The organism is Streptomyces sp. L2, from assembly GCF_004124325.1.
Lineage (GTDB): Bacteria > Actinomycetota > Actinomycetes > Streptomycetales > Streptomycetaceae > Streptomyces.
Genome location: NZ_QBDT01000001.1, coordinates 3,045,246 through 3,060,675, shown reverse-complemented (window position 1 = coordinate 3,060,675; position 15,430 = coordinate 3,045,246). Strand labels below are relative to the sequence as shown.

Sequence of the window (15,430 nt, the reverse complement as noted above, 5' to 3'; positions counted from 1 at the left end):
CGGCTCGGATGACGCCCTGGGCTCGGGCTACCCCTCCGTCGCCCAGGCCTCCCCGGCTGCCTACCGTGCCAGAGGAAATCGGCCCCCGGCCTCTGCGAGCAGTTGACGGTGGCGCTCGATCCAGTCCGGCTCCGCCGCGACGGGTACGGTGACGGAAATCTGTGAACCGGTGACGTCGTAGACGCTGACCTCCGCGCACCCGCTTTCGGTGGTCTCCGGAGGAGCGATCATGATGCGGGGGGACCGGCCGCTCTCCAGCCACGAGACCTCCCGGCCGGACGCCAGAGTGTCCAGGGCCTCGCTCCAGCCGTCGAGGTCGTAGGCGTTGAGATACAACTCGACCCGGCCGCTCACGAATTCGCTGCTGATCAGAATCTCGGAGCGGAGGGCGTCGCAGTCCCCTGAGTCGGAGAAGCGCACTCCCTCGACAATGCGGAGGGTGACTCCCTGCTCGTCGTCCGACATCTGAATCAATGTGGGGGAACTGGTCTCGGGCATCGGGTCTACCTCTTCAAAAGCGCCGTGGTGGAGCCCGCGTGGGCTTCCGGTTCTCGTCTCAGCGGTTCAGTGGACGTCGAATTGGTAGCCGTGCCGGAGGTCGGCAGGGCAGCTGAACACCCGGAGGTCGCCCCACCGGCCCACGGTGATGTGGGTGGTGTGGTCGCTGGCCACAGTGAACAGCAGGGTCATGACGCTGTCGCACGTACCGCAGCGGATCTCCATCGGCTCGGCGAGGTGCCAGGTGGGCCAGCCGCCGAACTTGCAGCCCGGGACACGGGTGATGACGTCGTCCCCGTCCTCGCCCGAGCTCTCCCGCACCAGCCGGTCCACGTCGTCGGCGAGGTCGTCCGGCAGCTCTTCCGGGTAGGGGAAGTCGGTCAGCGGTACGGGGGTCAGCCGGCAGGGCCGTGGGGAGAAGCCGTAGTCCTCGTCCTCCTGCCGAACGGGCAGAGGGGGCGTGTACGGCGTCTGCGGCAGGTCCGCGGACCGCCGCCAGCGGATCTCCACGACCGGGTTCGCGTCGACGTGCGGAGCCGGCGGGGCCTCGTGCGCGTTGGGGCACCACAGCATCTGGAAGACGTCGGTGCCCGGCGGCCACCAGTCGCCGGGTGCGTCCCGCCGGTGGATCTGGACCACCGGCACCATGGCGGTCGGCGGCAGCCCCGACGGCTCCCGCTCGTCGGGGAGCGTGCAATGCGGCCACGGTTCGGCTGGAGGCCACAGCAGCGGGCCTCCGATGGAACTGTCCAGATGTCCGGGCTCACCGGCGTCGGTCACCGGTTCGAAGACCACCGCGGGGCGGGCGTAGGGCGCGAGACCGGGGACGGCGGCGAGGATGACCTCGGCTGGAGGTCTGTCCGCGTAGTACGGCGACGACATGGGACGCCACGATATAGCGGTGCACGTCACGCGCTGCGGCAGACCGTGCGGGCGGCCCCTCCCGGCGCCGCCAGGGCGACTGGCCGGGTTCGGATCGGTACCGGCTCGATCACGGGTGGCCTGCGGGGGCTGCGCATGCCTTGTGAGCTGGGGAAACGCGGCCTAGGAATGATCACGCCCCCCCCGGACGACTCCGATGAGAGCGAGCCCGTGAGTACCGTCATGCCTCCCGAACGGCCCGGCGAAGGTGAAGGAGCCGGGGAGGAGCCATCCAGATCCTCTTCCTCTTCCTCTTCCTCTTCCTCTTCCGGAGCCTCCGCGTCCTCCATATCCGACGACCAGTTGGCGGCGTTCCAGCGCGACGCCGCCGCGCGTGGGGGAGGAGACGCACCGAAGGAGCCGTCGGCGCGGGCCCGGATGGTGGCCGAGCGGCTGCGGGCCGAGGACGAGGCCGCCGCGCGGGGGGAGCAGGGGAGCCGGCGGGGGTGGCCGCTGGGGCGGAAGAAGCGGGGGAGGGAGCGCGCGCGGCCCGCGACGCCGCCGGGCTGGCGTACCGGGCCCGCGTGGCAGGAGATGAACGGCACCCGTGACCGCCGCCGCCGTACCGTGCGGTCCGTCGTCGGTGTGGTGCTGGCCGTCCTCGCCGCCGTGCTCGTCGTACGGCCCTCGCTGATCGTCGACCGGCTGCCCGGCGGGGAGGCCAAGGCGGCGGGCGCGCCCTCGCCGCTGCCCGCCGAGACCGCGCTGCCGTCCCAAGGGCCGGGGGGGGGTACGACACCGGGGCGCCCACCCCCGAGCACCCCTTCCTCGGTTCGCCCGCCCGCCGCTGGGCCGACGGCGCCGACGCCATCGAGCTGCCGGCCGCCAAGGCCGTCGGCACCATGAGCAGGGCCGACGTGGCGCTCGCGCTGCGCCGCACCAAGGAGTTCCTGGTCGCCACCAACCTGGACCCGAAGGTGCTGCTCGGCGGCACGCCCACCCGCGCCCTCTCCCTCGTCGACCCGCATCAGCCGGGCATGATCGCGGAGTTCAGGCGGTCGCTGCGGGAGCCGAGCGAGAAGCACGACCCGCTGAAGCTCGTCAGCCGGTTCGACCCGCACGAGGTGCGCCTGGCCGGCAAGGTGATCAAGGTCCGCGGCCACATGACGTTCAAGGCCGGCAAGCCGGGCGAGGTGCTGGTCCACGCGGACTACTCGTTCGTGTATCCGCTGCTGCACGCCGGACCGCACGGCGACCGGCAGGTGGCGCGGACCATCATCCGCCGCGACCTGATCACGAGCCTGGCGGACCCGCGCAAGTGGATGGCCACGAAGGGCAAGCTCGCGCTCAGCGAGTACGGCGAGGACATCGCCAACAGCACCTGCGGCGTCCACGACGGCTACGCGCACCCGGACTTCCCGGACAGCGCCCCCACCGGCGCGCCGCCCACCGGCTCGGCCGAGGACCCCTACGACCGCAGCCGTTCCCTCCAGGACGACCACCGGGACGTGGGCTGCGGGACGGTCACCCGCACCTGAGCACCGGGCACGGGGACCTGGGCACCAGGCACCGCACCGTGCGCGCTGAGGGCACCTCTGTTTGACGCTCGTCACCTTCGGGGTAATCTCTTCGGCCCGATTGGCCAGGCCCCCGCCCCATATGGCAGACTGTCCGAGTTGCTCGGTCGAGTGTTGATGCTGCGCGCCTCCCGCCGGGAGGACCGGAAGCGAGTCCCACAGTACTCGTCGTCCCTGCTCAGGGGCGGACGTACGGGAATCTTCCGGGAAGTGTGAGCGCGGCACCGGCCAGGCACCCGGTGGGCCTTCCGCCCCCGGCTTGCGGTTCCGGAAGGGCCGTGTGCATTCCCCGCAGGGATGTTCGAACAAGGGGCATCTGTGTCAGCGGGAGCGCGACACGCCCGACCGCGTGGGTCGGAGAAAACGAAGGCAGCAGCAGGAATCCGCCGGGTTCCGGAGCGTAAGAAGAGACAGGACTACTGAGTAGCCATGGCGGGACAGAAGATCCGCATCCGGCTCAAGGCCTACGACCACGAGGTCATCGACTCCTCGGCGAAGAAGATCGTCGAGACGGTGACCCGCACTGGTGCGTCGGTCGCGGGCCCGGTGCCGCTGCCCACTGAGAAGAACGTGTACTGCGTCATCAAGTCGCCGCACAAGTACAAGGACTCGCGCGAGCACTTCGAGATGCGCACGCACAAGCGCCTGATCGACATTCTCGACCCGACCCCCAAGACCGTTGACTCTCTGATGCGACTCGACCTCCCGGCCGGTGTCGACATCGAGATCAAGCTCTGAGGCTGGTGGGCTGAGAATGGCTAAGCAGATCAAGGGCATCCTGGGCGAGAAGCTCGGCATGACGCAGGTGTGGGACGAGAACAACCGCGTTGTTCCGGTCACCGTCGTCAAGGCCGGCCCCAATGTCGTCACCCAGGTCCGCACGAACGACGTGGACGGCTACGAGTCCGTTCAGATCGCCTTCGGCGAGATCGACCCGCGCAAGGTGAACAAGCCCCTCAAGGGCCACTTCGCCAAGGCCGACGTCACCCCCCGTCGCCACCTCGTCGAGATCCGCACCGCGGACGCCTCCGAGTACACGCTCGGCCAGGAGATCACCGCTGAGGTGTTCGAGGCCGGCGTGAAGGTCGACGTGACCGGCAAGAGCAAGGGCAAGGGCTTCGCCGGTGTCATGAAGCGTCACAACTTCAAGGGCCTCGGCGCCGGACACGGCACCCAGCGCAAGCACCGCTCGCCCGGTTCCATCGGTGGCTGCGCCACCCCGGGCCGCGTGTTCAAGGGCCTCCGCATGGCGGGTCGCATGGGCAACGAGCGGGTCACCACCCAGAACCTGACCGTCCACGCCGTTGACGCGGAGAAGGGTCTGCTGCTCATCAAGGGCGCGGTTCCCGGTCCGAACGGCGGCCTCGTCCTGGTCCGCACCGCGGCCAAGGGGGCCTGAGGTAACCGATGAGCACTGTTGACATCCTTTCGCCTGCCGGCGAGAAGGCCGGTACCGTCGAGCTCCCCGCGGAGATCTTCGACGCCAAGGTCAGCATCCCGCTGATCCACCAGGTCGTCGTCGCGCAGCTGGCCGCCGCCCGCCAGGGCACCCACAAGACCAAGACGCGTGGCGAGGTCCGCGGTGGTGGCCGCAAGCCGTACCGCCAGAAGGGCACCGGCCGCGCCCGCCAGGGTTCGACCCGTGCGCCGCAGTTCGCCGGCGGTGGCGTCGTCCACGGCCCGCAGCCGCGTGACTACTCGCAGCGGACCCCGAAGAAGATGAAGGCCGCCGCCCTGCGCGGTGCCCTCACCGACCGGGCGCGCCACAGCCGCATCCACGTCGTCTCCGGCGTGGTCGACGGCGACATCTCCACCAAGGCCGCCAAGAGCCTGTTCGGCAAGATCTCGGAGCGCAAGAACCTGCTCCTGGTCATCGAGCGCTCCGACGAGGCCGCGTGGCTGTCCGCCCGCAACCTGCCCCAGGTCCACATCCTGGAGCCGGGCCAGCTGAACACGTACGACGTTCTCGTCTCGGACGACGTGGTCTTCACCCAGGCCGCTTTCGAGTCCTTCGTGTCCGGCCCGAAGGCCACTGACACCGAAGGGAGCGAGGCCTGATGGCTACGCGTCACCCGAGCATCGCCTCCAAGGCTGCGAAGGCCGCCAAGGCCGCGCGCGTCGCCAAGGCGCGCCGCCACGCCGCCGAGGGCAAGAACACCGTCGAGACCCCGCTGAGCAAGTCCTTCACGGACCCCCGTGACGTGCTGCTCAAGCCGGTCGTCTCGGAGAAGAGCTACGCGCTCCTCGACGAGAACAAGTACACGTTCGTCGTCGCCCCGGGCGCCAACAAGACCCAGATCAAGCAGGCCGTCCAGGCGGTCTTCGAGGTCAAGGTCACCGGGGTCAACACGATCAACCGCCAGGGCAAGCGCAAGCGTACGAAGACCGGTTTCGGTCAGCGTGCCGCCACCAAGCGCGCGATCGTGACCCTTGCCGAGGGCGACCGTATCGACATCTTCGGCGGTCCGACCGCGTAAGCGGGTCGGATCGTCCGATATCGGACGAGGACTGAGAAATGGGAATCCGCAAGTACAAGCCGACTACGCCGGGCCGTCGTGGCGCCAGCGTCGCCGACTTCGTCGAGGTCACGCGGTCCACGCCGGAGAAGTCGCTGGTCCGCCCCCTGCACAGCAAGGGCGGCCGTAACAACACCGGTCGTGTGACCGTCCGCCACCAGGGTGGCGGCCACAAGCGCGCCTACCGCGTGATCGACTTCCGTCGTCACGACAAGGACGGCGTGCCGGCGAAGGTCGCGCACATCGAGTACGACCCCAACCGCACCGCGCGCATCGCGCTGCTGCACTACGCCGACGGCGAGAAGCGCTACATCCTCGCCCCGCGCAACCTGCAGCAGGGTGACCGCGTCGAGAACGGTCCCGGGGCCGACATCAAGCCCGGCAACAACCTGGCCATCCGCAACATCCCGGTCGGTACCACGATCCACGCGATCGAGCTCCGTCCCGGTGGCGGTGCCAAGTTCGCCCGCTCCGCCGGTGCGTCCGTGCAGCTGCTCGCGAAGGAGGGCTCGATGGCCCACCTCCGCATGCCGTCCGGCGAGATCCGTCTCGTCGACCAGCGCTGCCGCGCCACCATCGGTGAGGTCGGCAACGCCGAGCAGAGCAACATCAACTGGGGCAAGGCGGGCCGCAAGCGGTGGCTGGGCGTTCGCCCGACCGTCCGTGGTGTCGTCATGAACCCGGTGGACCACCCGCACGGTGGTGGTGAGGGCCGGACCTCCGGTGGTCGTCACCCCGTGTCCCCGTGGGGCAAGAAGGAAGGCCGTACTCGTTCGCCCAAGAAGGCGTCGAACAAGTACATCGTCCGCCGCCGCAAGACGAACAAGAAGCGCTAAGGACGGGTTGAGATGCCTCGTAGCCTGAAGAAGGGGCCCTTCGTCGACGACCACCTGATCAAGAAGGTGGACGCGCAGAACGAAGCCGGTTCCAAGAACGTCATCAAGACCTGGTCCCGCCGCTCGATGATCGTCCCGGCCATGCTCGGTCACACGATCGCGGTGCACAACGGCAAGACCCACATCCCGGTGTTCGTCACCGAGTCGATGGTCGGCCACAAGCTCGGCGAGTTCTCGCCGACCCGCACCTTCCGGGGCCACGTCAAGGACGACCGGAAGTCGAAGCGCCGCTAACAGCGGATCGCATTCAGACACGTAAGTAACTGAAGGGACAACCATGGAAGCCAGGGCCCAGGCGCGGTACATCCGCGTCACGCCCATGAAGGCCCGCCGCGTGGTGGACCTCATCCGTGGCATGGACGCCACGGAGGCCCAGGCTGTTCTGCGATTCGCTCCGCAGGCAGCCTCCGTGCCGGTCGGCAAGGTGCTCGACAGCGCCATCGCCAACGCCGCGCACAACTACGACCACACCGACGCCGACAGCCTCTTCATTTCCGAGGCCTACGTCGACGAGGGCCCGACCCTGAAGCGGTTCCGGCCGCGCGCCCAGGGCCGTGCCTACCGGATCCGCAAGCGGACCAGCCACATCACCGTGGTCGTCAGCAGCAAGGAAGGAACCCGGTAATGGGCCAGAAGGTAAACCCGCACGGGTTCCGGCTCGGTGTCACCACCGACTTCAAGTCGCGTTGGTACGCCGACAAGCTGTACAAGGACTACGTCAAGGAAGACGTCGCCATCCGCCGGATGATGACGTCCGGCATGGAGCGCGCCGGCATCTCCAAGGTGGAGATCGAGCGCACCCGTGACCGCGTCCGCGTCGACATCCACACCGCGCGTCCGGGCATCGTCATCGGCCGCCGCGGCGCCGAGGCCGACCGCATCCGCGGTGACCTGGAGAAGCTGACCGGCAAGCAGGTCCAGCTGAACATCCTCGAGGTCAAGAGCCCGGAGACGGACGCTCAGCTGGTGGCCCAGGCCGTCGCCGAGCAGCTGTCCTCCCGCGTCTCCTTCCGTCGCGCCATGCGCAAGAGCATGCAGGGCACGATGAAGGCCGGCGCCAAGGGCATCAAGATCCAGTGCGGTGGCCGTCTCGGTGGCGCCGAGATGTCCCGCTCGGAGTTCTACCGCGAGGGCCGCGTGCCCCTGCACACGCTCCGCGCGAACGTGGACTACGGCTTCTTCGAGGCCAAGACGACCTTCGGCCGCATCGGCGTGAAGGTCTGGATCTACAAGGGCGACGTCAAGAACATCGCCGAGGTCCGCGCCGAGAACGCCGCTGCCCGCGCGGGTAACCGCCCGGCCCGCGGTGGCTCCGACCGCCCGGCCCGTGGTGGCCGCGGTGGCGAGCGGCGCGGTCGCAAGCCGCAGCAGGCTGCCGGCGCCGAGGCCCCCAAGGCAGAGTCCTCGGCGGCCCCCGCGTCTGCGCCGGCTGAGAGCACCGGAACGGAGGCCTGACCGTCATGCTGATCCCCCGTAGGGTCAAGCACCGCAAGCAGCACCACCCGAAGCGCAGCGGTATGTCCAAGGGTGGCACGCAGGTTGCGTTCGGCGAGTACGGCATCCAGGCGCTGACCCCGGCCTACGTGACGAACCGCCAGATCGAGGCGGCTCGTATCGCGATGACCCGCCACATCAAGCGTGGCGGCAAGGTCTGGATCAACATCTACCCGGACCGTCCGCTCACCAAGAAGCCCGCCGAGACCCGCATGGGTTCCGGTAAGGGTTCGCCGGAGTGGTGGATCGCCAACGTCAAGCCCGGACGTGTGATGTTCGAGCTGTCGTACCCCAACGAGAAGATCGCCCGTGAGGCGCTCCTTCGTGCGGCCCACAAGCTGCCGATGAAGTGCCGGATCGTCAAGCGCGAGGCAGGTGAAGCGTGATGTCGGCCGGTACCAAGGCGTCCGAGCTGCGCGAGCTGGGCAACGAGGAGCTTCTGGCGAAGCTCCGCGAGGCCAAGGAAGAGCTGTTCAACCTCCGCTTCCAGGCGGCGACGGGCCAGCTCGAGAACCATGGCCGTCTCAAGGCGGTCCGCAAGGACATCGCCCGGATCTACACCCTCATGCGTGAGCGTGAGCTCGGCATCGAGACGGTGGAGAACGCCTGATGAGCGAGAGCAACGTGACTGAGAACAAGGAAGCCCGCGGTTTCCGCAAGACCCGTGAGGGCCTTGTCGTCAGCGACAAGATGGACAAGACCGTCGTCGTCGCCGTCGAGGACCGCGTCAAGCACGCGCTGTACGGCAAGGTCATCCGCCGTACCAACAAGCTCAAGGCGCACGACGAGCAGAACGCCGCCGGTGTCGGCGACCGCGTCCTCCTCATGGAGACCCGGCCGCTGTCCGCGACGAAGCGCTGGCGCGTCGTCGAGATCCTCGAGAAGGCCAAGTAATTCCTGCGGGCATCCCCGCAGGACAGTTCCGCCAGGCTCGGCAGGGGCTCTCATCCGTGAGGCCCCTGCCGGGAACCGGCAGACAAACAGGAGATAGACGTGATCCAGCAGGAGTCGCGACTTCGCGTCGCCGACAACACTGGTGCGAAGGAGATCCTTTGCATCCGTGTACTCGGTGGCTCCGGTCGCCGCTACGCGGGCATCGGTGACGTCATCGTCGCCACCGTCAAGGACGCGATCCCCGGTGGCAACGTGAAGAAGGGTGACGTCGTCAAGGCGGTCATCGTTCGCACCGTCAAGGAGCGCCGCCGTCCGGACGGCTCGTACATCCGCTTCGACGAGAACGCCGCCGTCATTCTGAAGAACGACGGCGACCCTCGCGGCACCCGTATCTTCGGCCCGGTCGGCCGTGAGCTGCGCGAGAAGAAGTTCATGAAGATCATCTCGCTCGCGCCGGAGGTGCTGTAAGCATGAAGATCAAGAAGGGCGACCTGGTCCAGGTCATCACCGGTAAGGACAAGGGCAAGCAGGGCAAGGTCATCGCGGCCTACCCCCGCGAGGACCGTGTCCTGGTCGAGGGTGTCAACCGGGTCAAGAAGCACACCAAGGCCGGCCCGACCGCCAGCGGTTCCCAGGCCGGCGGCATCGTCACGACCGAGGCGCCCGTCCACGTCTCCAACGTCCAGCTGGTCGTTGAGAAGGACGGCAACAAGGTCGTCACGCGTGTCGGTTACCGCTTCGACGACGAGGGCAACAAGATCCGCGTTGCCAAGCGGACGGGTGAGGACATCTGATGACGACCACCACCAGCCCGCGTCTGAAGCAGAAGTACCGCGAGGAGATCGCGGGCAAGCTGCGTGACGAGTTCAAGTACGAGAACGTCATGCAGGTTCCCGGCCTCGTCAAGATCGTGGTCAACATGGGTGTGGGCGACGCCGCCCGCGACTCCAAGCTGATCGAGGGCGCCATCCGCGACCTCACCACGATCACCGGTCAGAAGCCGGCCGTCACCAAGGCCCGCAAGTCCATCGCGCAGTTCAAGCTGCGTGAGGGCCAGCCGATCGGTGCCCACGTCACGCTTCGTGGCGACCGCATGTGGGAGTTCCTGGACCGCACCCTGTCGCTCGCGCTCCCGCGCATCCGCGACTTCCGCGGTCTGTCCCCCAAGCAGTTCGACGGCCGTGGCAACTACACCTTCGGTCTCACGGAGCAGGTCATGTTCCACGAGATCGACCAGGACAAGATCGACCGTGTCCGGGGTATGGACATCACCGTGGTCACCACGGCGACCAACGACGCTGAGGGCCGCGCGCTCCTTCGTCACCTCGGCTTCCCGTTCAAGGAGGCGTGAGCGAGATGGCGAAGAAGGCTCTGATCGCTAAGGCTGCTCGCAAGCCCAAGTTCGGTGTGCGTGGCTACACCCGCTGCCAGCGCTGCGGCCGCCCGCACTCCGTCTACCGTAAGTTCGGCCTGTGCCGCGTGTGCCTTCGTGAGATGGCTCACCGTGGCGAGCTGCCGGGCGTGACCAAGAGCTCCTGGTAGTCCCCCCAACAAGGGATTCCAGGGCTCTCGGTAAGCACTGGGCGTGTCAGGCGCCCTCCCCTCCATGGCTTAGGCTTGGAGGGTTGGGCGCCTGACAGTCGCCCGTACGCCCGCAGGCAGTGCCTGCAAATGTTTGCTTACTACGCCGTAGGTCCACCGCGCCGCACCCGCCCCGTCTCGGATCGGGGAGAGGGATGGCGCACCAGGAAACCCCGGCGAGAGAGGCCGAAGGCCAATTCATGACCATGACTGATCCGATCGCAGACATGCTTACGCGTCTGCGCAACGCGAACTCGGCATACCACGACTCCGTGACGATGCCGGCGTCGAAGATCAAGTCTCACATCGCGGAGATCCTCCAGCAGGAGGGCTTCATCACGGGCTGGAAGGTCGAGGACGCCGAGGTCGGCAAGAACCTCGTCCTGGAGCTGAAGTTCGGCCCCAACCGTGAGCGCTCCATCGCGGGCATCAAGCGGATCTCCAAGCCCGGTCTCCGGGTGTACGCGAAGTCCACCAACCTGCCGAAGGTGCTCGGCGGCCTGGGCGTGGCGATCATCTCCACGTCGCACGGGCTCCTCACCGACAAGCAGGCCGGCAAGAAGGGCGTGGGTGGGGAAGTCCTCGCCTACGTCTGGTAGCGGAAGGGAACGGAGGAAACAGCTATGTCGCGTATTGGCAAGCTCCCCATCACGGTTCCCGCCGGCGTGGACGTCACCATCGACGGCCGTACGGTCAAGGTCAAGGGCCCCAAGGGCGAACTGACCCACACCGTCGTGGCGCCGATCGACATCGCCAAGGGCGAGGACGGCACCCTCTCGGTGACGCGCCCCAACGACGAGCGTCAGAGCAAGGCCCTGCACGGCCTGTCCCGCACGCTGGTGGCGAACATGATCACCGGCGTGACCCAGGGTTACGTGAAGAAGCTCGAGATCAGCGGTGTCGGTTACCGCGTGACCGCGAAGGGCTCGAACCTCGAGTTCGCGCTCGGTTACAGCCACCCGATCACCGTCGAGGCCCCCGAGGGCATCACCTTCAAGGTGGAGGCCCCCACCCGGTTCTCGGTCGAGGGCATCGACAAGCAGAAGGTCGGCGAGGTTGCGGCCAACATCCGCAAGCTGCGCAAGCCTGACCCGTACAAGGCCAAGGGCGTCAAGTACGAGGGCGAAGTCATCCGCCGCAAGGTCGGAAAGGCGGGTAAGTAAGCCATGGCATACGGGCAGAAGATCCTCAAGGGCGACGCCTACAAGCGCGCCGCGATCAAGCGCCGTCACATCCGGATCCGCAAGAACCTTTCCGGTACTGCCGAGCGTCCCCGTCTGGTCGTGACCCGCTCCAACCGCCACATCGTGGCGCAGGTGATCGACGACCTGAAGGGCCACACCCTGGCTTCGGCGTCCACGCTGGACAGCTCGATCCGCGGTGGCGAGGGCGACAAGTCCGCGCAGGCCAAGCAGGTCGGCGCCCTGGTCGCCGAGCGTGCCAAGGCCGCCGGTGTCGAGGCTGTCGTGTTCGACCGTGGTGGCAACCAGTACGCCGGGCGCATCGCCGCCCTGGCGGACGCCGCCCGCGAAGCCGGGCTCAGGTTCTGAGCCGCCGTAGCTAGCGGAAAAGAAAGAGGTAAATCCAATGGCTGGACCCCAGCGCCGCGGTGGCGGTGCCGGTGGCGGCGAGCGGCGGGACCGGAAGGGCCGTGACGGCGGCGCTGCCGCCGAGAAGACCGCGTACGTTGAGCGCGTTGTCGCGATCAACCGCGTCGCCAAGGTTGTGAAGGGTGGTCGTCGCTTCAGCTTCACCGCGCTGGTCGTGGTGGGCGACGGTGACGGCACCGTGGGTGTCGGTTACGGCAAGGCCAAGGAGGTGCCGGCCGCCATCGCCAAGGGTGTTGAGGAGGCCAAGAAGCACTTCTTCAAGGTCCCCCGTATCCAGGGCACCATCCCGCACCCGATCCAGGGTGAGAAGGCTGCCGGCGTCGTACTGCTCAAGCCCGCGTCGCCCGGTACCGGTGTTATCGCCGGTGGTCCGGTGCGTGCCGTGCTTGAGTGCGCCGGTATCCACGACATCCTGTCGAAGTCGCTCGGCTCCGACAACGCGATCAACATCGTGCACGCCACCGTGGCGGCCCTCAAGGGCCTGCAGCGTCCGGAGGAGGTCGCGGCCCGCCGCGGTCTGCCGCTGGAGGACGTCGCTCCCGCGGCTCTGCTGCGTGCGCGTGCCGGGGCGGGTGCGTAATCATGGCGCAGCTCAAGATCACGCAGGTCAAGTCCTACATCGGCAGCAAGCAGAACCACCGTGACACCCTGCGTTCCCTTGGTCTCAAGGGGATCAACACGCAGGTCGTCAAGGAGGACCGCCCCGAGTTCCGCGGCATGGTGCGCCATGTCCGTCACCTCGTGACGGTCGAGGAGGTCGACTGATCATGGCGGAGCAGAACCCGCTCAAGATCCACAACCTCCGTCCCGCCCCGGGCGCCAAGACCGCCAAGACCCGCGTCGGTCGTGGTGAGGCGTCGAAGGGTAAGACGGCCGGTCGTGGTACCAAGGGCACGAAGGCCCGTTACCAGGTTCCGGAGCGCTTCGAGGGTGGCCAGATGCCGCTCCACATGCGTCTCCCGAAGCTGAAGGGCTTCAAGAACCCGTTCAAGACCGAGTACCAGGTCGTGAACCTCGACAAGCTGGCCGCGCTGTACCCCGAGGGTGGCGAGGTCACTGTCGAGGGCCTCGTGGCCAAGGGTGCCGTTCGCAAGAACAGCCTCGTCAAGGTCCTCGGCCAGGGCGAGGTCTCCGTGGCGCTGCAGGTGACGGTCGACGCCGTCTCCGGCTCCGCCAAGGAGAAGATCACCGCCGCCGGCGGCACGGTCACCGAGCTCGTCTGAGTCCCTCGGACGCCTCGATGACGTAAACGAACCCGACCGGGGATACCTCACAATGAGGTATCCCCGGTTGGTCGTTCCTAGGGGGGCAGTGTCGCCGGTAAGGTGGCCTGCACTGTTCTGTTTCGTATTTCGTCCGTCGTCATTCGTCGAACCTCAAGACCGTCACCCTTGACGCACGTGCGCGGGGGTCGCAGGAGGCACCGTGCTTACCGGCTTCGCCCGGGCGTTCAGGACGCCCGACCTGCGCAAGAAGCTGCTCTTCACGCTGTTCATCATCGTGGTCTACCGGCTCGGTACCCACATTCCGATCCCCGGCGTCAACTACAAGGCCGTCCAGACGTGTGTCAACGAGGCGGGGGCCAACACCGGTCTCTTCGGCCTCGTCAACATGTTCAGCGGCGGCGCGTTGCTCCAGATCACGGTGTTCGCGCTCGGCATCATGCCGTACATCACGGCGAGCATCATCCTGCAGCTGCTGACCGTGGTCATCCCGCGCCTGGAAGCCCTCAAGAAGGAGGGCCAGGCGGGTACGACGAAGATCACGCAGTACACGCGGTACCTGACGGTGGCGCTCGCCATCCTGCAGGGCACCGGCCTGGTGGCCACGGCTCGCAGCGGTGCGCTGTTCAACGGCTGCTCGGCCGCCCCCAGCATCGTCCCGAACCAGTCGATCTTCACCACGATCACCATGGTGGTCTGCATGACCGCCGGTACGTGTGTGGTCATGTGGCTCGGTGAGCTGGTCACCGACCGGGGCATCGGCAACGGCATGTCGATCCTGATGTTCATCTCGATCGCGGCGACGTTCCCGTCCGCGCTGTGGGCGATCAAGAAGCAGGGCACGCTGGCCGGCGGCTGGATCGAGTTCGGCACGGTCATCATCGTCGGCCTGGTCATGGTCGGGCTGGTCGTCTTCGTCGAGCAGGCCCAGCGCCGCGTTCCGGTGCAGTACGCGAAGCGCATGATCGGTCGCCGTTCCTACGGCGGTACGTCCACGTACATCCCGCTCAAGGTGAACCAGGCCGGTGTGATTCCGGTCATCTTCGCCTCGTCGCTGCTCTACATCCCGGCATTGGTGGCGCAGTTCGCGGGCGGTAATTCGGGCTGGAAGCAATGGGTCACGACGAACCTGACCAAGGGCGATCACCCGGTTTACATCGTTACGTACTTCTTGCTCATCGTGTTCTTCACGTTCTTCTACGTGGCGATCTCCTTCAACCCCGAAGAAGTCGCCGACAACATGAAGAAGTATGGTGGCTTCATCCCGGGCATCCGGGCTGGCCGACCGACCGCTGAGTACCTGAGCTACGTGCTCAACCGGATCACCTGGCCGGGTTCGCTGTATCTGGGTGTGATCGCTCTCGTGCCGACAATGGCGTTGGTGGGCTTCAACGCGAACCAGAACTTCCCGTTCGGCGGGACCAGCATCCTCATCATCGTGGGTGTCGGCCTCGAGACCGTGAAGCAGATCGAGAGCCAGCTCCAGCAGCGCAATTACGAAGGGTTCCTCCGCTGATGCGTATCGTCCTCGTCGGGCCGCCGGGTGCCGGTAAGGGAACGCAAGCCGTCCGCCTCGCTGAGCAGCTGGCCATCCCGCACATCTCCACGGGCGACCTGTTCCGGGCCAACATCAGCCGGCAGACCGAGCTGGGCAAGCTCGCGAAGTCCTACATGGACGCCGGCAACCTCGTCCCGGACGAGGTGACCATCGCCATGGCCAAGGACCGCATGGAGCAGCCGGACGCCGAGGGCGGCTTCCTCCTCGACGGCTTCCCGCGCAACGTGAAGCAGGCCGAGGCGCTGGACGCGCTGCTGGAGACCGAGGGCATCAAGGTCGACGCGGTGCTGGACCTGGAGGTCCCGGAGGACGAGGTCGTCAAGCGGATCGCCGGCCGGCGCATCTGCCGCAACGACTCCTCCCACGTCTTCCACGTGACGTACAGCCCGCCGAAGAAGAACGGCGTCTGCGACGTCTGCGGCGGCGAGCTGTACCAGCGCGACGACGACTCCGAGGACACGGTCCGCACGCGGCTGGAGGTCTACCACACGCAGACCGAGCCGATCATCGACTACTACAAGTCGCAGGGCCTGGTCGTGACGATCTCCTCCCTCGGCCCGGTGGACGAGATCACGCAGCGGGCGCTGGAGGCGCTCAAGCGCGAGAAGGCCGAGAACAAGTAGATCGCGGTCCTTCCGGCCGCGGTGCCCTCCGGGGCGCCGCGGCCGTAGTGTTGTGTAGGTAACCCAGCCGACCTGAGTGACGGAGAGCGCAGGCCCCCC

Annotated in this window: 27 protein-coding genes; 25 read left to right on the top strand and 2 right to left on the bottom strand. The window is 67.3% G+C overall.

The window, feature by feature from the left end:
* Positions 1–60: 60 nt before the first annotated feature.
* On the bottom strand, positions 61–465 hold the full coding sequence (locus DBP14_RS13070) for a DUF5959 family protein (protein WP_129307397.1): 405 nt from the start codon (positions 463–465) through the stop codon (positions 61–63).
* A gap of 99 nt (positions 466–564) precedes the next feature.
* A complete protein-coding gene (locus DBP14_RS13065) occupies positions 565–1,380 on the bottom strand; it encodes a hypothetical protein (RefSeq protein ID WP_241740892.1) in 816 nt (271 codons plus the stop codon).
* 342 nt (positions 1,381–1,722) lie between these two features.
* Between DBP14_RS13065 and DBP14_RS37445 the strand changes: the two genes are divergently transcribed.
* The 25 genes from DBP14_RS37445 (at position 1,723) to DBP14_RS12940 (ending at position 15,331) form a co-directional block, all read left to right on the top strand.
* Positions 1,723–2,265 carry a hypothetical protein gene (locus DBP14_RS37445; RefSeq protein ID WP_347239647.1) on the top strand — a complete coding sequence of 181 codons (543 nt, stop codon included), beginning with the start codon at positions 1,723–1,725 and terminating at the stop codon, positions 2,263–2,265.
* A complete protein-coding gene (locus tag DBP14_RS37440) occupies positions 2,262–2,897 on the top strand; it encodes a hypothetical protein (protein ID WP_347239646.1) in 636 nt (211 codons plus the stop codon). Before DBP14_RS37445 ends, DBP14_RS37440 begins: the two co-directional genes overlap by 4 nt.
* Positions 2,898–3,365: 468 nt before the next feature.
* Entirely contained in the window at positions 3,366–3,674 is a 309-nt protein-coding gene (gene rpsJ / locus DBP14_RS13055) for a 30S ribosomal protein S10 (RefSeq protein WP_003948644.1), read from the top strand.
* 16 nt (positions 3,675–3,690) lie between these two features.
* A complete protein-coding gene (gene rplC, locus DBP14_RS13050) occupies positions 3,691–4,335 on the top strand; it encodes a 50S ribosomal protein L3 (RefSeq protein ID WP_129307396.1) in 645 nt (214 codons plus the stop codon).
* An 8-nt stretch (positions 4,336–4,343) separates the two neighbouring features.
* Complete coding sequence (rplD, locus tag DBP14_RS13045) at positions 4,344–4,994, top strand: 50S ribosomal protein L4 (RefSeq protein WP_129307395.1); 651 nt, start codon at positions 4,344–4,346, stop codon at positions 4,992–4,994.
* On the top strand, positions 4,994–5,413 hold the full coding sequence (gene rplW / locus DBP14_RS13040; protein ID WP_020941673.1) for a 50S ribosomal protein L23: 420 nt from the start codon (positions 4,994–4,996) through the stop codon (positions 5,411–5,413). The genes rplD and rplW overlap by 1 nt, the downstream gene beginning before the upstream one ends.
* Positions 5,414–5,451: 38 nt before the next feature.
* The gene (rplB, locus tag DBP14_RS13035) at positions 5,452–6,288 is read left to right on the top strand and encodes a 50S ribosomal protein L2 (RefSeq protein ID WP_129307394.1); all 837 of its coding nucleotides are present in this window, start codon (positions 5,452–5,454) and stop codon (positions 6,286–6,288) included.
* 12 nt (positions 6,289–6,300) lie between these two features.
* Positions 6,301–6,582, top strand: coding sequence for a 30S ribosomal protein S19 (rpsS, locus tag DBP14_RS13030; protein WP_007384069.1), 282 nt, complete (start codon positions 6,301–6,303; stop codon positions 6,580–6,582).
* A gap of 43 nt (positions 6,583–6,625) precedes the next feature.
* Positions 6,626–6,973 (top strand): 50S ribosomal protein L22, encoded by a 348-nt coding sequence (gene rplV, locus DBP14_RS13025; protein ID WP_003974262.1) that lies wholly within the window; start codon positions 6,626–6,628, stop codon positions 6,971–6,973.
* Positions 6,973–7,803 (top strand): 30S ribosomal protein S3, encoded by an 831-nt coding sequence (gene rpsC, locus DBP14_RS13020; protein WP_129307393.1) that lies wholly within the window; start codon positions 6,973–6,975, stop codon positions 7,801–7,803. Before rplV ends, rpsC begins: the two co-directional genes overlap by 1 nt.
* 5 nt (positions 7,804–7,808) lie before the next feature.
* Entirely contained in the window at positions 7,809–8,228 is a 420-nt protein-coding gene (rplP, locus tag DBP14_RS13015) for a 50S ribosomal protein L16 (protein WP_073901439.1), read from the top strand.
* Positions 8,228–8,452: a 50S ribosomal protein L29 gene (rpmC, locus tag DBP14_RS13010; protein ID WP_007494763.1), complete on the top strand. Its 225-nt coding sequence runs from the start codon at positions 8,228–8,230 to the stop codon at positions 8,450–8,452. The genes rplP and rpmC overlap by 1 nt, the downstream gene beginning before the upstream one ends.
* Positions 8,452–8,736 carry a 30S ribosomal protein S17 gene (gene rpsQ / locus DBP14_RS13005; protein ID WP_039656223.1) on the top strand — a complete coding sequence of 95 codons (285 nt, stop codon included), beginning with the start codon at positions 8,452–8,454 and terminating at the stop codon, positions 8,734–8,736. Before rpmC ends, rpsQ begins: the two co-directional genes overlap by 1 nt.
* 99 nt (positions 8,737–8,835) lie before the next feature.
* Entirely contained in the window at positions 8,836–9,204 is a 369-nt protein-coding gene (gene rplN, locus DBP14_RS13000; RefSeq protein WP_003998823.1) for a 50S ribosomal protein L14, read from the top strand.
* A 2-nt stretch (positions 9,205–9,206) separates the two neighbouring features.
* Positions 9,207–9,530, top strand: a complete 324-nt coding sequence (gene rplX, locus DBP14_RS12995; protein ID WP_129307392.1) for a 50S ribosomal protein L24 — start codon at positions 9,207–9,209, stop codon at positions 9,528–9,530.
* Entirely contained in the window at positions 9,530–10,087 is a 558-nt protein-coding gene (gene rplE / locus DBP14_RS12990; protein ID WP_129307391.1) for a 50S ribosomal protein L5, read from the top strand. Before rplX ends, rplE begins: the two co-directional genes overlap by 1 nt.
* Positions 10,088–10,092: 5 nt before the next feature.
* Entirely contained in the window at positions 10,093–10,278 is a 186-nt protein-coding gene (locus DBP14_RS12985) for a type Z 30S ribosomal protein S14 (protein WP_003948630.1), read from the top strand.
* 239 nt (positions 10,279–10,517) lie between these two features.
* Entirely contained in the window at positions 10,518–10,916 is a 399-nt protein-coding gene (gene rpsH / locus DBP14_RS12975) for a 30S ribosomal protein S8 (protein WP_007384075.1), read from the top strand.
* Positions 10,917–10,940: 24 nt separating this feature from the next.
* On the top strand, positions 10,941–11,480 hold the full coding sequence (gene rplF, locus DBP14_RS12970; protein ID WP_129307389.1) for a 50S ribosomal protein L6: 540 nt from the start codon (positions 10,941–10,943) through the stop codon (positions 11,478–11,480).
* A 3-nt stretch (positions 11,481–11,483) separates the two neighbouring features.
* Entirely contained in the window at positions 11,484–11,867 is a 384-nt protein-coding gene (rplR, locus tag DBP14_RS12965) for a 50S ribosomal protein L18 (protein ID WP_067045323.1), read from the top strand.
* 37 nt (positions 11,868–11,904) lie between these two features.
* The gene (rpsE, locus tag DBP14_RS12960; RefSeq protein WP_129307388.1) at positions 11,905–12,507 is read left to right on the top strand and encodes a 30S ribosomal protein S5; all 603 of its coding nucleotides are present in this window, start codon (positions 11,905–11,907) and stop codon (positions 12,505–12,507) included.
* Between the two features lie 2 nt (positions 12,508–12,509).
* Positions 12,510–12,692: a 50S ribosomal protein L30 gene (rpmD, locus tag DBP14_RS12955; protein ID WP_129307387.1), complete on the top strand. Its 183-nt coding sequence runs from the start codon at positions 12,510–12,512 to the stop codon at positions 12,690–12,692.
* Between the two features lie 2 nt (positions 12,693–12,694).
* Complete coding sequence (rplO, locus tag DBP14_RS12950) at positions 12,695–13,150, top strand: 50S ribosomal protein L15 (RefSeq protein WP_030745257.1); 456 nt, start codon at positions 12,695–12,697, stop codon at positions 13,148–13,150.
* Positions 13,151–13,352: 202 nt separating this feature from the next.
* Positions 13,353–14,666 carry a preprotein translocase subunit SecY gene (secY, locus tag DBP14_RS12945; protein ID WP_129307386.1) on the top strand — a complete coding sequence of 438 codons (1,314 nt, stop codon included), beginning with the start codon at positions 13,353–13,355 and terminating at the stop codon, positions 14,664–14,666.
* Positions 14,666–15,331 carry an adenylate kinase gene (locus DBP14_RS12940; RefSeq protein WP_129307385.1) on the top strand — a complete coding sequence of 222 codons (666 nt, stop codon included), beginning with the start codon at positions 14,666–14,668 and terminating at the stop codon, positions 15,329–15,331. The genes secY and DBP14_RS12940 overlap by 1 nt, the downstream gene beginning before the upstream one ends.
* Positions 15,332–15,430 lie beyond the last annotated feature (99 nt).

Excerpts from the sequence above, each read along its gene's own strand:
- DBP14_RS13070 (WP_129307397.1), bottom strand. The coding sequence starts at position 465 with ATGTCGGACGACGAGCAGGGAGTCACCCTCCGCATTGTCGAGGGAGTG.
- DBP14_RS13065 (WP_241740892.1), bottom strand. The coding sequence starts at position 1,380 with ATGTCGTCGCCGTACTACGCGGACAGACCTCCAGCCGAGGTCATCCTC.
- DBP14_RS37440 (WP_347239646.1), top strand. The coding sequence starts at position 2,262 with ATGAGCAGGGCCGACGTGGCGCTCGCGCTGCGCCGCACCAAGGAGTTC.
- rpsJ (WP_003948644.1), top strand. The coding sequence starts at position 3,366 with ATGGCGGGACAGAAGATCCGCATCCGGCTCAAGGCCTACGACCACGAG.
- rplC (WP_129307396.1), top strand. The coding sequence starts at position 3,691 with ATGGCTAAGCAGATCAAGGGCATCCTGGGCGAGAAGCTCGGCATGACG.
- rplD (WP_129307395.1), top strand. The coding sequence starts at position 4,344 with ATGAGCACTGTTGACATCCTTTCGCCTGCCGGCGAGAAGGCCGGTACC.
- rplW (WP_020941673.1), top strand. The coding sequence starts at position 4,994 with ATGGCTACGCGTCACCCGAGCATCGCCTCCAAGGCTGCGAAGGCCGCC.
- rplB (WP_129307394.1), top strand. The coding sequence starts at position 5,452 with ATGGGAATCCGCAAGTACAAGCCGACTACGCCGGGCCGTCGTGGCGCC.
- rpsS (WP_007384069.1), top strand. The coding sequence starts at position 6,301 with ATGCCTCGTAGCCTGAAGAAGGGGCCCTTCGTCGACGACCACCTGATC.
- rplV (WP_003974262.1), top strand. The coding sequence starts at position 6,626 with ATGGAAGCCAGGGCCCAGGCGCGGTACATCCGCGTCACGCCCATGAAG.
- rpsC (WP_129307393.1), top strand. The coding sequence starts at position 6,973 with ATGGGCCAGAAGGTAAACCCGCACGGGTTCCGGCTCGGTGTCACCACC.
- rplP (WP_073901439.1), top strand. The coding sequence starts at position 7,809 with ATGCTGATCCCCCGTAGGGTCAAGCACCGCAAGCAGCACCACCCGAAG.
- rpmC (WP_007494763.1), top strand. The coding sequence starts at position 8,228 with ATGTCGGCCGGTACCAAGGCGTCCGAGCTGCGCGAGCTGGGCAACGAG.
- rpsQ (WP_039656223.1), top strand. The coding sequence starts at position 8,452 with ATGAGCGAGAGCAACGTGACTGAGAACAAGGAAGCCCGCGGTTTCCGC.
- rplX (WP_129307392.1), top strand. The coding sequence starts at position 9,207 with ATGAAGATCAAGAAGGGCGACCTGGTCCAGGTCATCACCGGTAAGGAC.
- rplE (WP_129307391.1), top strand. The coding sequence starts at position 9,530 with ATGACGACCACCACCAGCCCGCGTCTGAAGCAGAAGTACCGCGAGGAG.
- DBP14_RS12985 (WP_003948630.1), top strand. The coding sequence starts at position 10,093 with ATGGCGAAGAAGGCTCTGATCGCTAAGGCTGCTCGCAAGCCCAAGTTC.
- rpsH (WP_007384075.1), top strand. The coding sequence starts at position 10,518 with ATGACCATGACTGATCCGATCGCAGACATGCTTACGCGTCTGCGCAAC.
- rplF (WP_129307389.1), top strand. The coding sequence starts at position 10,941 with ATGTCGCGTATTGGCAAGCTCCCCATCACGGTTCCCGCCGGCGTGGAC.
- rplR (WP_067045323.1), top strand. The coding sequence starts at position 11,484 with ATGGCATACGGGCAGAAGATCCTCAAGGGCGACGCCTACAAGCGCGCC.
- rpsE (WP_129307388.1), top strand. The coding sequence starts at position 11,905 with ATGGCTGGACCCCAGCGCCGCGGTGGCGGTGCCGGTGGCGGCGAGCGG.
- rpmD (WP_129307387.1), top strand. The coding sequence starts at position 12,510 with ATGGCGCAGCTCAAGATCACGCAGGTCAAGTCCTACATCGGCAGCAAG.
- rplO (WP_030745257.1), top strand. The coding sequence starts at position 12,695 with ATGGCGGAGCAGAACCCGCTCAAGATCCACAACCTCCGTCCCGCCCCG.
- DBP14_RS12940 (WP_129307385.1), top strand. The coding sequence starts at position 14,666 with ATGCGTATCGTCCTCGTCGGGCCGCCGGGTGCCGGTAAGGGAACGCAA.